This is a genomic window from Gloeothece verrucosa PCC 7822, from assembly GCF_000147335.1.
In the GTDB taxonomy this organism is placed as follows: Bacteria; Cyanobacteriota; Cyanobacteriia; order Cyanobacteriales; family Microcystaceae; genus Gloeothece; species Gloeothece verrucosa.
Map to the genome: position 1 here is coordinate 4,023,827 of NC_014501.1, position 13,644 is coordinate 4,037,470.

The 13,644-nt window shown below is 40.6% G+C and carries 7 protein-coding genes; 2 read left to right on the forward strand and 5 right to left on the reverse strand.

What is annotated here, in order from left to right:
- Positions 1-84: 84 nt before the first annotated feature.
- The 3 genes from CYAN7822_RS17740 to CYAN7822_RS17750 are packed head-to-tail and all read right to left on the reverse strand — an operon-like array spanning position 85 to position 2,104.
- Complete coding sequence (locus tag CYAN7822_RS17740; RefSeq protein WP_013323635.1) at positions 85-396, reverse strand: chaperone modulator CbpM; 312 nt, start codon at positions 394-396, stop codon at positions 85-87.
- On the reverse strand, positions 393-1,406 hold the full coding sequence (locus tag CYAN7822_RS17745; RefSeq protein ID WP_013323636.1) for a DnaJ C-terminal domain-containing protein: 1,014 nt from the start codon (positions 1,404-1,406) through the stop codon (positions 393-395). The genes CYAN7822_RS17740 and CYAN7822_RS17745 overlap by 4 nt, the downstream gene beginning before the upstream one ends.
- 26 nt (positions 1,407-1,432) lie before the next feature.
- On the reverse strand, positions 1,433-2,104 hold the full coding sequence (locus CYAN7822_RS17750) for a hypothetical protein (RefSeq protein ID WP_157871823.1): 672 nt from the start codon (positions 2,102-2,104) through the stop codon (positions 1,433-1,435).
- A gap of 433 nt (positions 2,105-2,537) precedes the next feature.
- Here CYAN7822_RS17750 and recN point away from each other — a divergent pair, with 433 nt between their 5' ends.
- On the forward strand, positions 2,538-4,298 hold the full coding sequence (gene recN / locus CYAN7822_RS17755) for a DNA repair protein RecN (RefSeq protein WP_013323638.1): 1,761 nt from the start codon (positions 2,538-2,540) through the stop codon (positions 4,296-4,298).
- A gap of 358 nt (positions 4,299-4,656) precedes the next feature.
- Positions 4,657-5,634: a bestrophin family protein gene (locus tag CYAN7822_RS17760; RefSeq protein ID WP_013323639.1), complete on the forward strand. Its 978-nt coding sequence runs from the start codon at positions 4,657-4,659 to the stop codon at positions 5,632-5,634.
- A 14-nt stretch (positions 5,635-5,648) separates the two neighbouring features.
- Here CYAN7822_RS17760 and CYAN7822_RS17765 read toward each other — a convergent pair whose 3' ends face one another.
- Both CYAN7822_RS17765 and CYAN7822_RS17770 read right to left on the reverse strand, forming a co-directional pair.
- Positions 5,649-7,586, reverse strand: a complete 1,938-nt coding sequence (locus CYAN7822_RS17765; protein ID WP_013323640.1) for an ATP-binding response regulator — start codon at positions 7,584-7,586, stop codon at positions 5,649-5,651.
- A 19-nt stretch (positions 7,587-7,605) separates the two neighbouring features.
- Entirely contained in the window at positions 7,606-13,617 is a 6,012-nt protein-coding gene (locus tag CYAN7822_RS17770; RefSeq protein ID WP_013323641.1) for a hybrid sensor histidine kinase/response regulator, read from the reverse strand.
- Between the last annotated feature and the right edge of the window lie 27 nt (positions 13,618-13,644).

Sequence of the window (13,644 nt, forward strand, 5' to 3'; positions counted from 1 at the left end):
GTGCTTAAGATAGCCTTAAAGCGTCAAACCTAGAGAAGGCAAGGAGTTACGGTGGTCTCTTGCCTTTTGCCATAGTGCTGCCAGTCAATCCTCTGGCGAGTGGTATAAACGCAACCGGGCTTTTAAGCGAGCAATTTCCTGAGCCATATCCAGCATCATGCCCGCCCCTACCCAATTCACACCGAGGTCACGACGCAAGCGCAGGATTTGGGCAATACGGGCAATCTCTCTAGCACGCAGTTGGGCATTGTCTGACTCAACCACATTGAGAATGACCAACCGTTGGATCAGGTTGACTGAAATGGCCACCATACCAGCCGCCTCTTCATAGGTGTAAAAACGTTCTTCGCTCTCTTGTACCTCAAGTTGGGACAGATCGATATCAGCTTCGCTCATAGGGTAATGCTCTCCAAATCAGCATGGGGATTGAATTGACGGTTACTGCGAATCGTTTCGTAACTCTGACGTTCCACTTCGCTGAGTTCGTTACTCGGTGGTGTGACAATTTTCAGTTTCACCCATTGATCGGTGCGTTGACCTTTGGGCAGTTTCCAGCCCTTGCCGCGTAGTCGCAACACTTGGCCGGAGTTGCTTCCAGCCGGAATTTTTAGATTCACCAACCCGTCTGGTGTTGGCACCTGTAACTGGGTACCCAGTACCGCCTCATCAGGAGCCAAACTAATTTCGCAGGTAATATTGTCATTATCATCAAACTTAAAAAACGGATGGGGGGCAAGGTCGATCGTCAGATACAAGTCTCCCGGTTCTTTGGTAAAAGGATTCATGCGGCCTTTACCTTTAATACGAATACGGCTGCCTGGTTTGGCTCCTGCCGGCACCCTCACCTTAAAGGGCTGTTCCCCTTCTAATTGTAACTGTTTAACCGTACCCTTAAAAGCTTCAGCCCATGTCAAAACGATCGCCGCTTCAGTGTCAGGGTGTGGTGCGTAACTGTGGTAGGTGGAACGGTAGCCTTCATCGAAGTCCTCTGGACCTTCACCGTGATCCGGTGAGGTGGAATACTGATAGACCCGGCGGCCTTGGCGATCTCCGGTGCTATAACGGTGTAATAGCTCATTGATGAAGTCCTCAAAGTTCCCGTATTCCCCGAAGTCTACCGTTGTATCGGGCTGTGCGGCTCCCCTTGGCGGCGTTGCTCCTTCCTGGGCATATTTCCAGTATTGACCATACTGATCATACTTTTTGCGGTTTTCCTCATCTGAGAGGACTTCATAAGCCTCGTTGATTTCTTTAAACCTCTCTTCGGCGGTTTTATCATCCGGGTTGAGGTCGGGATGGTGCTTGCGGGCCAAGTTTCGGAATGCTTTTTTAATCTCATCCGCAGTCGCCGTCTTGTCCACTCCCAAAATCTGGTAATAGTCTTTAAAACCCTGAGCCGTAGCCATATCTGCCGATTTCCTTGACGTTAGTCTTACTTGCTCAAGCCGATGGTTTTGCCGCGCTTGAATTGAGCAATGCCCTGTTTCATGCCAGAGGCCAAGGGTTTTGCCCAGAGATCAACCAACTCTTGTGCGTGCTGGTAATTTTCTTCCCCCTGGATCAATTGGGACAAAGCTGCACCGATCTGATCGCCTTGCCGTTGCAGGGCTTCATACATGGTTTGACACTCATCAAACTCTAAGGTAAACCCATCGAGGTTATCGACGCTAAGGTCGCCCAACAAGTCAAACCCGGCAAAGCCCTTCAAAACCTCAACCGTCTGGAGGAAAAAATTTATCGGTCCTAAATCACTAAAACGGGTTGCAGGCTCACCATCCTGGGAATTTTGGACACCAAAGTAGGGTCCGGTTAGAGTGTAAACCACATTCCACGCCCAGACTTCCCCCTCTGGTAACTGAAATTGAAGATCGAAATCCGTTTGAGTGGGTTGATGATGATGGATGTAGATAGCAGGGGATAGCGGCTCGATCTGTTCATAGCCCCAGAGTTCAACGCCGACGTTCGGTGAAACAATATCGTGGGGAATGCGGCTTCTTAAGAGTTTCTCGGCTTCGCTAGACAAAAATTGAACTCGTTGCTTGGCTTCTTCGCGTTCTTCACCGGTCAATTCATCTTGCAACTCATTAAGCAGAGACGCAATCACTAAATCTGCTGCATTGCTGTCACGTGAGACTCGGCTGACCGTATGTTCGATGAAATGAATTCGGAGTTGTTCAAAGGTGTATTTCATGCCTCAAAACTCCTTGTTATAAGATAGATACATTTCATTTTTGCACTTTATCATGAAGTTTGACAGAAGGCTTTCAGAATTTTACCGTAGCGCCAGCCTTCTCCGGCAAAAATTTTTTTAAAACCGAAAATTTCTGAACTTTTTCCTCATTTAAGAGGAAATTGTCCGGGTTGGGCATCTCCAGTAACCTATCATCACCATTTCGCTAACTCACGTTACGAATTGTAACCGAACCGAGAGCTTATAATAGATTAGCCATAACAATTTACCTAAAGTCCGAATTTTTTTCTAACCTAGAAAAGTAAGATCAACGGTTTCAAAATTCTTAAGGCTTATCTAAAACTCCATGCTCTCTGTACTTAGGATTCAAAACTTTACCCTGATTGACCAGCTAGAACTAGAGTTTGGCCCAAAATTAAACGTTCTCACAGGGGAAACTGGGGCAGGTAAATCAATTATTCTAGATGCGATTGATATTGTCTTAGGAGGGAAAGTCAATAACCGTCTCATTCGCCAAGGAACCCAACAGGCCATCATAGAAGCAACTTTCCAGACTAATACTAAGATAAGGCAATGGCTAAGTGCCCAAGAAATTGACCCCTTAGAAGATGGAACGCTAGTCTGTACCCGAGAACTCTCCCTGACGGGTAACTCTATGCGTTCGCGCTGTCGTCTCAACGGAGTTTTAGTCAACTTATCTTTAATGAACCAACTGCGAGAATCTCTCGTCGAAATCACCGCACAGGGTCAAACCGTACAATTAATGGATTCTACCATCCAACGCGACTTACTAGACCTCTATGGCGGTCAACCCATTCTCGCCCAACGTCAAGTGGTAGCCGCCGCTTATGAAGTCGCTAAAACTGCCCTGCAAGCCTTAGAAAAACGCCGCCAATCTGAACAACAACGACTACAACGCCTCGATTTATTGCAATATCAACTCAAAGAACTTGAAGAAGCTCGCTTAACTGATGCCGATGAACTTGAACAACTCCAACAAGAACGCGACCGCCTCTCTCATGTGGTAGACTTGCAAAAGTCCAGTTACCAAGCTTATCAACTCCTCTACCAAAATGATAGCGGCGAATTAGCGATCGCCGATCTGCTAGGAGATGCTGAGGCAATCTTGACAAATATGGAAGAATATGATAAAGAAATCAATTCCATTTTGGAGATGGTGAGAAACGCCCTCACCCAAGTCATAGAAGCCGGACAACAAATTAATGCCTATGGAGACGGGTTAGAAGCTGATCCAGAAAGATTAACCGAAGTCGAAGAAAGAATTAATCTTTTAAAAAGAATATGCCGCAAATACGGTCCAAGTTTAACTGAGGTGATTTCTCATTATGAAAAATTGCAACAGGAACTAAGCGAATTAAACGACAGTGAACAATCTCTGGAAAAATTAGAACAAGACTATCAAGCCGCCCAAAAAAAACTCGACGAACTCTGTCAAAACTTGACCGAACTACGCTTAGGAGCCGCCGCAAAATTAGAGCAACAATTGGTCAAAGAATTGAAACCCTTAGCGATGGAAAAAGTCATTTTTGTCTGTAAGATGATTCCTATTTCCCCGAGTGCAAGCGGTGCTGATCAAATCATCTTTTATTTTAGTCCTAACCCCGGAGAAAAAATTCAACCGTTATCAAGTACCGCTTCTGGGGGAGAAATGAGCCGCTTTCTCTTAGCCTTAAAAGCCTGTTTTTCGGGTGCGGATAATCCTTCTCAAACCCTTATTTTCGATGAAATTGATGCAGGAGTCTCGGGAAAAGTTGCCCAAGCGATCGCACAGAAACTTCATCAACTGAGTGAAAATCATCAGGTCTTATGTGTTACTCATCAACCTTTAGTGGCAGCGATGGCCGACGTGCATTTTCGCGTAGAAAAAGAAATGATTGAAGAATATTCCCAGGAAGAAGAGTCTCATAATGGACAATTAAAATTTCCCGAAATTCGTACCGTTGTGCGAGTCAAAAAGTTAGAAAATCATCAAACTCGGCGGGAAGAATTAGCCTTGCTCACTGGCGGACATTCAGCCGATGAAGCGATCGCCTTTGCTGACTCATTATTATTAAAAGCTGCCGCTTATCGTTTGGGAAAGCCTTAGAATCTAAGCCGCCTATCGTTGAAAATCCCCAACCGAAAAAAGGATTATTAATGATAATTTTTCTGGCAATAATTATGAGTTGGTGGCTGATAAATCGTCTGAATTAACTTAAGTTTTATTGAGCCAAGGAGAAAGGACAACTTTTGCCTAAAAGCCTAGGCGCAGAAATTGAGCATAAAATTCTCAGTTTTTCAGTAAATTTTTCGACAAATGAACGCTTAAAAAGGCCTGAAACGCTTACCTCTTAACTGTTGCCGCTTGCCCTGCTCCCAGCCTAGCCGCCTGCGGAGTGAACATGATAAAGTAATCAATGAACTCTTTTATCGATTAAAGCGAGAGTCTCCAGCAGATAGTTCAGATGAAAAATCAAATTAAACGAGAACAAAAACAAAGAGTTTGGTTTCGAATACTTTTTCAATGGCACGGTTCAGTTCTTCCCTCTATACTTCCTAAAGTTTTACTCTGTGGGGCATTTAGTATTATTATTGCTTTATTAGAAACAGGTGGACTCAATTTATCTTTGCCGCTAGAAAGTGGAATTGTTCCGAGTATAGTTTTAGGTTTATTATTAGTTTTCCGTACTAATACCGCTTATGATAAATTTTGGGAAGGTCGCAAAGCTTGGGGAACGTTAATTAATACGGTTCGGAATTTAGCTAGATCAATTTGGGTGAGTATAGAAGAACGTGAACCCGAAGATAGAACTGAAAAGATAGTTACTTTGCGGTTATTAGTTGCCTTTGCTATCGCGACAAAACTGCATTTAAGGGGCGAACCCGTTAACTCGGAATTAGCGCCGTTTATGTCTCCCCTGCGCTATGAAAAATTAAAAATCATGAATAACCCTCCTATAGAAGTGGCTTTTTGGATAGGGGATTATTTACAGCGACAATTTGACCGAGGATATGTGAATGCTTATCAATTAACCGCTATGTTTAAATTAGTGGATCAGTTAGTTGATGTGTTAGGGATTTGCGAACGAATCCTAAAAACGCCGATTCCTTTAGCTTATAATATTCATCTTAAGCAATTAATTCTCTTGTATTGTTTTACCTTACCCTTTCAACTAATTGCTCAATTTGAATGGTTAACTCCCTTGATCGTGGCCTTAATTAGCTTTACCGTCTTTGGCATAGAAGAAATTGGCATAGAAATCGAAAACCCTTTTGGCAAAGACCCCAATGATTTGCCTTTAGAGCAGATTTGTGAAACCATGACCAGAAATATTGAAGATTTAATTACTTTAGCTCCCTGTGTCAGACGTTGGCAAGATACACCATTAAATAGAATAGAGCCTGATTTAAACTCTTTTGATGCAGGAAGCCGAGAACTATAGGTAAATTACAGAACTTATCGGCAAGATACTCCCGAGGGTGAAAGAATGAGATCAATAGTATGTAATAACTCCTGTGCCGTATAGGGTTTAGGCAAAAAAGCTTGAGTTTTCATTTTCATCTCTTGGGAAAGCTTTTCACTCGAGATCAGCCCACTAATGCCAATAATCTTGACTTCAGGATTCATTTTTTGCAAAGTGCGAATAGCAGTATCACCCCCCATAGCAGGCATCATAATATCCATTAATACGAGAGAGACTTTATGTTCATACTGAGCATATAATTCAATGGCTTCAATGCCATTATTAGCCGTTAAAACTTGATAATTATAGTTTTCTAGGAGGATTTTTGTGGTTTCTCGAATCCCCGCTTCATCATCCACCAGTAACAATAACTCGCCGTGTCCTTGTGGCAGTTCTAAACTTTGTGCCGTAAAAGTGTGAAAACTTTCCTGAGCCGGAAGATGCACTTTAACGACAGTCCCCTGTCCCATCTTAGTATTGATACTCAAAAAACCATTATGGCTTTTAATAATCCCCATCGCAGTAGAAAGACCTAGCCCGGAACCTTTACCATGCTCTTTAGTGGTGAAAAAAGGCTCAAAGATTCTCTCAAGCACTTCAGGGGCTATCCCTGTACCCGTATCTGAGACGCTAACCACACTATAAAGACCCTCTTTTGCATCGAGATGCTGACGAGCATAGCTTTCATCTACAAACAAATTCTCAGCCCCTAGGGTTAAAATCCCCCCATTAGGCATAGCATCACGAGCATTGAGGACTAAATTCATCAGCACTTGGTGTAGTTGAGTGGTATCGCCACGTACTGGACGAAGGTCGGGGGATATATTTGTTCTAATCTCGATGGATTTAGGAAAGGTCTGCCGCATCATTTGCTGAATTTCTGAGAGAAGATAATTCACTTGCAAAATACTGTGCTTTCCTTCGAGTCCTCGGGCAAAAGACAACACTTGCTTGATTAAAGCACTGCCGCGTTTGGAATTGTCTTCAAGAATTTTTAAGAGTTCTCGGGTGCGCTCGTCAATATCGGGAAATTTCATGGGCAGGATTTGAGCGATGCCTAAAATAGGAGTCAAAATATTATTAAGGTCGTGAGCGATGCCACTGGCGAGAGTGCCAATACTCTCCAATCGTTGAGCGCGAAGAAATTGGGCTTCAAGCTGTTTCTTTTCTGTAATATCGGTATTGACAATCAAAATTGATTTAGGTTCTCCTAGGGAGTCGCGCATTAATGTCCAACGACTATTGACGATGATTTCTTTGCCTTCTTTGGTTACTTGATGCAGTTCACTTTCCCAGGCACCATATTTGATCAAATTTTTCCAATTGTTTTGTGGTTGAGATAGGTAGCTTTCTCGATACAAAAGTTTATTAATATTTTTCCCCATCACTTCTTGGGTTTGCCAACCATACAGATGTTCTGCCCCTTGATTCCAAAAACTAATTTTATCGTCCAAATCTCGCACCATAATGGCATCTGTGGTGATATTGAGTAAAGCCGCTTGTTGAGTGAGATGTTCATTTTGCTCCAGCAACTTTTTGGTCAAATTTTGCAGACGGAGGTGAATATTAATGCGGGCTAACACCTCTTCATGTTCAAAAGGCTTTGTCACATAATCTACGGCTCCTAGATTTAACCCTTTGAGCTTCTCGACGTTATCAATTAAGGCCGTCATAAAAATAATGGGAATATCTGCCGTTTTGGGGTTGCTTTTCAAGCGACGGCAGGTTTCAAAACCGTCTAATCTCGGCATTAATATATCCAGTAGAATCAAGTCTGGCGGCGCATATTCTACCATTTCTATAGCACTTTCCCCGTCTTCAGCCACCACAACTTTAAAGCCTGCATCTTCTAAAATATCGAGCAGCATTTCTAAATTCGTTGGCGTGTCATCAACAATTAAAATGACACTTTTTTCAGCAATATCGTTCATTCAACCCTCTGTTATTTCCTTAAAATTGTTTTAAAAATTCCCGAATTTGTTTGCCCTTAAACTCTTTGGCTAGTTGACACAAATAACTCGTAAAAGGCTGCCATTGAGAATTGTTTTGCTCTAATTGGGTAGCGTGCTGGATAATGCCTCTAAGATCGCCTCTTTTTGCCAAATCTAGTAAAGTAGCGATTTCTTGAGCCGGGGGGATACAGAGATTAGAAGATAGGGCAATGGGCAAAACTCTCTCCTGTGTCTGTTCTCGAATTGCTTTATTACTTTCATATATCCATTCTAGCCCTAAATGCTTCCGTAATTTTTCTAAAAGTTCGCTTTCTCTGATGGGTTTAGGGATAAAATCGTTACAGCCAACCTTTAAACTTTGCTGCTGATCGAAATTAAACACACTGGCTGAAGTAGCAATGACCACAACCTCTTTTAACTGAGGTAGCATTCTCAGTTGCCGGGTTGCTTCAAAGCCATCTAAATTAGGCATTACCAAATCCATCAAAATAATATCGGGTTCAAATTCGAGGGCGCATTTTAAAGCCTCTAGTCCATCTTTTGCTTCTTTAACATTAAAGCCAAGGGGTTTTAATAAATTCTCTAAAACTGAGCGATTTGTTCCTTTATCGTCTACAATTAAAACTTTTTGCTTGCTCCCTTTAAAACCAATAATATTGACCTCTGAAACCGAACTTAATTCTGTTAAGAGCGTTATTTCAGGTAAATCTAAATCTAATGAGAAAATGCTGCCTTTGCCTAGAGAACTCTTGACGGTAATGGTTCCTCCCATCATCTGAGCTAATTGACGGCTAATGGATAGTCCCAGCCCAGTCCCTTCAGTTTTGCGGCTATATTCTCCTACTTGCTGAAAGGGTAAAAAGATTTCTTCTAATTGATTGGGGGCAATGCCAATACCTGTATCTTCCACCTGAAAATTAACTTTTCCTTTTTGATAGCTTACTTTAAATGTTATAGACCCTTTTTCGGTAAATTTTACGGCATTGTTAAGTAAGTTAATCAAAATTTGTCGCAGTCGCTTTTCATCAACCTGAACAATTTTTGGCAATGAAGAAAGGGGTTGGAAAATTAAGGAAATTCCTTTTTGTTCTGCTTTTATTTGGCAAATTTCTAGAATTCCTCTCAGGAAATCCCCAAAATAAAAATCTGTAGGACAAAGTTCCATTTTTCGGGCTTCGATTTTAGAAATATCTAAAATGTCGTTAATTAAAGTTAACAAATGTTCCCCACATTGATGAATAATTTCTATTCTATTCTTTTGTTGCTCATTTAAGTTTTTATCTTTTTTACAGATTTGGGCGTAACCTAATATGCCATTGAGAGGAGTCCGAAGTTCATGACTCATATTCGCGAGAAATTCGCTTTTAGCACGGTTAGCAGCCTCAGCAATTTCTTCGGCTCGTTGGCGCTCTCGAACTTCCTGTTCTAGCTGTAAATTTTTTTCTTCTAACTGTTGAGTTCGCTCTTTGACTTTTGCCTCTAATTGTTGGTGAGAAGCTTGTAATTTAGCATTAGCACTGGCTAAATCTCGATAAAGACGGGCATTTTCCAGAGAAATTGCCGCCTGAGAGGACAACAATTTTAACACTTCTACCCGTTGCGGGGTGAAAGCACCCGGAGTTAAATTATTTTCTAAGTAAAGAATTCCGATCAGTTTAGCATGATGCACAATAGGGATACATAAAACCGACTTTGGCTGTTGATTGATGATATAACCATCCTTGGTAAAAACGCCTTCCTGACTTGCATCATTTAAAACAATATTTTTTCTCGTTTGGGCAACATAATTAATCAGCGATAACGGCAGTTTTTGGCTCGTTTCTACCGGCAGAGATTGTTGTACCTCAATTTCATTAGATTCTACACTGCCCGCCGCTTCGATAAAAAATTTACCCGCTTTTTCTAAAATCAAAAACCCCCTTCTTGCTCCGGCATTTTCTAGCAAAATTTGCATTAATTTCTTCAAGAGACTATCTAAAAATATTTCACTAGATAGGGCTTGTGCCGCTTTCATAACTGTGGCTAAATCTAGCATGATTGGATTATCCGTTATCGGAGCAATAAACGGCTGTAAATCTTGGCCTTTTTTCGCAAAAATATGGCTATATTTCTCTTCTAAATGGTTGATTTTACTCATGGCTCCCCACTGAAGATACAAGTAATAAGATTGAGTGAGATAGTCTCTGGCCAGGTTCTCTCTTCCCCGTTGAAAATAAAAGGCAGCCGCGAGTTCGTTGGCTAAGGCTTCTTCTTGAAGATATTCCTGTTCTTTGGCGGCGGCTATGGTGCTATCATAATACTCCATTGCTTGTCTGTATTCACCTAATACCCGAGCTTTTTCAGCCTCTACCAGTTCATATTTATGCTGAAAATTCATCGGCGCTGAGTCGGCCCATTTTTTCATTTTTTGCTGATTCTGATTGACGCTTGTTAAGAGGGTTTCTTGTTGCGAAGATGGCACTGATGGATAGATAGCGAGTTGTGCTAAAGAATCGTAAAAATAGAATAACGGGACATTAATCAAGCCGATTCCTCCATCTAAAAATTCTTGAGCTTTTGCCGCATTTTCCACCGCGCTATTAAAATCGGCAAATAGGTAACACAAAATTAATTTATTAAGATAGACATAGTGAATAAGGGTGCGCTCATTGGCTTGAATATGGAGGGGTAATAATTCCGTCTCATTGTAAACTTCCCCCCTTAAAATACAGGGATTTTCAACGCCGCCTGATAAGTTCAAAACGGCCTGATGAAAAGTTTGATGCCACTTCAAGGCTGTTTCTTGATGAATTTGAGCGATGGCTTTGCTATAAGTGGCCATTTCAGATTCTAAACTTTTTAAATCTAAACCAATCCAATATAAATATTGACATTTATGGCTGGCTGCATATCCCGCATGAGCTAAATCTCCATTTTCCAGCCCACTAGAATAGGCATCATCTAAAAGCCCTAAAGTTTCTTTAAGATGATATTTCCAATGGATAGTAAAGGTGGCTACTTTAAAAAGGGTCTGACTTTTTACCTCACGAGCATCTAATTTTAATAACAAATCTAAAGCCAATTGTCCAAATTTATAACCCCCTTCTAAGTCTTGAACTACGCCGCTTAAAAAGACTCCATAATCAGCAAAACCACTGGCGGAAAATTTAGCATTTCCATATTTGATTGATAAATTGACTTCTTGACACATCATTAAAATAAATAGTTCAGGCGCAGACTGAAAAGCCGCCGGTATTAAACAGGCTATAATTCCTAATGCGGCTAGTTTATTACTGTCTGTCATTAAGGGTAAATTGATTAAATCTTCTCGGGTTTTTTCGGCTAAATTGGCGGTGGTTTCCTTGACAGCTTGCTGAATATCTTCTAGGGAAGGAGATGAAGAAAGTTTGATGTCTAACATTTCTAAAACTTGCAGTCCAAGCTTGACGGCTTTGAGGAGTTTTCGTTGGATTTCACAAGCTTTAATGTGGATTTGATATATTTTTACTCGGTCTAGCAGTGTTTTGGCTTGTTCTAATACCTCTTGTGTTAATTGCTTCATTTGCTCAAAATCACCGCTCAGAAAAGCTGTTTCTGCCGCTTCTTGATGTAAAGTTAATGTCAGTTCATATTGTTGCTGCCAACTCTCTTGGGTCAATAAGCTTAAACCTAGATTAAAATAGTTCATAGCAAACTCATAGGCGGTGGCTATTTTGGCTTTCTGTCCGGCTATCAGATTGAGTTGGGCTAGGTCATATTTTTCTGAGTCTAGGCAGAGTAATTCTCTTCCATAATTCAGTTGGTTTACTAAAGTAAAAATATTTTCTTTTTGTTCTTCAAAGCTCGTGTTTTTTCGTAATAGTTGACCGATTTTGAGATGAGTTTCTTTTTTATGAGCATCGGGAATGAGAGAATAAGCGGCTTGTTGCACGCGGTCATGTAAAAATTTATAGCTCACTTTTAAAGGTTCAACTGGCAAAAACACCGGGTTTTGAAAATCGATCACCAGGGGGATTTTATAAGCTTCAGAAAGAGGAACAATTAAACCGGCTTGTAAAGATTCCCATAAATCTGACGCGGTTTCTGAAGGGGATTTTTCATTAACAATGCTCAGAATATCTAGGGTAAATTTATTGCCAATACAAGCCGCTAATTTTAATATATTTTCAGTTTTTGGCGAGAGTTTTTGAATTTGATTGGTCATCAATTCGACCACATTATCCGTTATTTGAATTTCTTTAAGTTGGTCAATATTCCACTGCCAATAGCCTTGGCTAAAATTAAATTTCAATAATTTTTCTTCATATAAAGACTTCAGTAATTGAGTTAAGAAAAAAGGATTTCCTGCCGTTTTTTTTAATAATAATTTTGCTAAAGCTTGTGTTTTTAGCGGATTGCAATGCACTGTATCGCTGACCAATTTATTGACTTCATCGAGTTTTAAAGGTTCTAGCACAATGTTGTTGACTTTTACCCCCAGGCTTTCAACCTTTTCTAACATTAACATTAAGGGATGAGTGGGATTCACTTCATTATCTCGATAAGCTCCTATCAATAACAGGTATTGACTATCCGCATCACACATCAATAATTTAATCAATTTTAAAGAGTCAGAATCCGCCCATTGCAAATCATCTAAAAATAAAACTATAGGGGAATTGCTTTGAAGAAATAAATTAATAAATTGATAAAAAACTCGATTAAAACGGTATTGAGCTTCTGGCGAAACTAATTCAGGAACAGGCGGCTGAGTACCCATAATCAGTTCTACTTCAGGAATAACATCAATGATCACCTGTCCATTACTGCCTAAAGCTTTTTTGAATTGGGTTTTCCAAGCGGCTAATTGCTCGGCACTTTCTGTTAATAGTTGCCGCGTTAATTCTTGGAAAGCTTGAATGAGAGAACCATAGGGAATATTGCGCTTAAATTGATCAAACTTCGCCGAGATAAAATAACCTCTTGCTTCGATAATTGGTTTATGAATTTCCTGCACTAAGGAAGATTTGCCAATGCCTGAATAACCACTCACTAACATCAGTTCGGTTGCGCCAAGACTGACTCGCTTAAACACATCCATTAAAAGAGTTATTTCTTTTTCGCGTCCATAAAGTTTTTGAGGCAGAACAAATTGGCTACTCTGATCCAATTGTCCTACTAAAAAAGGTTCTATTTTCCCCCTTTTTTGCCATTGATTTGCACATTTTTCTAAATCGGCTTTTAATCCCCAAGCACTTTGATATCTTTCTTCTGCCGTTTTGGCTAATAATTTTATAACAATATCTGATAGTGATGAGGGAATGTTTTTTATTTGGTCTAACGGGACGGGAGCTTTGGCAATATGACAGTGAATTAATTCTAACGGATCGAGAGCTTGAAAGGGAAGCTGACCTGTGAGCATTTCATAAAAAGTAACTCCCAAGGAATAAAAGTCAGTTCGATAATCAATAGAACGGTTCATTCTCCCCGTTTGTTCCGGTGACATATAGGGGAGAGTGCCTTCTAATAAATTGGGGTTGTTATTGGTTTGTGTTTCTCGCCATAAGCATGAAGCAATACTAAAGTCGATAATTTTAACTTCAAGGGTTTTGAGATTGACTGGGGGACCGAACGCGTTTCGCACCAGTATATAATCAGGCTTGAGGTCTTTATGAATAATATTATTTTCGTGTAACTGTCCCACAATTGAAGATAATTGAAGGGCAATTTCTAAAAAAATATTTAAGTCTAAAGATGAAGGGTTAATCAGTTTTTTTAGAGGTTCTCCCGCGAAATCTGAGAAAATTAAGGCCAAACCATTATGATAGCTTAAAAGAGCTAAAGGTTTAACGATTCCTTCTAGGTCTAAACGGGTTAGCGTCTGATATTCGTATCTTAAGCGGCTCAGTTGTTCTAGGGTAGGATACTCAACTTTAAGGGTTTTAATAATTACCGGGGCGGCATCTGATTCTCTGATACCACGAGCAATTTGGGTAGTGGAACCATCATAAAGAGTTTCTAGGAATTGGTAGCCAGCAATGGTAATACTCATGAATTTTTCCGGTTCAGTTTGATGGAA

Excerpts from the sequence above, each read along its gene's own strand:
- CYAN7822_RS17740 (WP_013323635.1), bottom strand. The coding sequence starts at position 396 with ATGAGCGAAGCTGATATCGATCTGTCCCAACTTGAGGTACAAGAGAGC.
- CYAN7822_RS17745 (WP_013323636.1), bottom strand. The coding sequence starts at position 1,406 with ATGGCTACGGCTCAGGGTTTTAAAGACTATTACCAGATTTTGGGAGTG.
- recN (WP_013323638.1), top strand. The coding sequence starts at position 2,538 with ATGCTCTCTGTACTTAGGATTCAAAACTTTACCCTGATTGACCAGCTA.
- CYAN7822_RS17760 (WP_013323639.1), top strand. The coding sequence starts at position 4,657 with ATGAAAAATCAAATTAAACGAGAACAAAAACAAAGAGTTTGGTTTCGA.
- CYAN7822_RS17765 (WP_013323640.1), bottom strand. The coding sequence starts at position 7,586 with ATGAACGATATTGCTGAAAAAAGTGTCATTTTAATTGTTGATGACACG.
- CYAN7822_RS17770 (WP_013323641.1), bottom strand. The coding sequence starts at position 13,617 with ATGAGTATTACCATTGCTGGCTACCAATTCCTAGAAACTCTTTATGAT.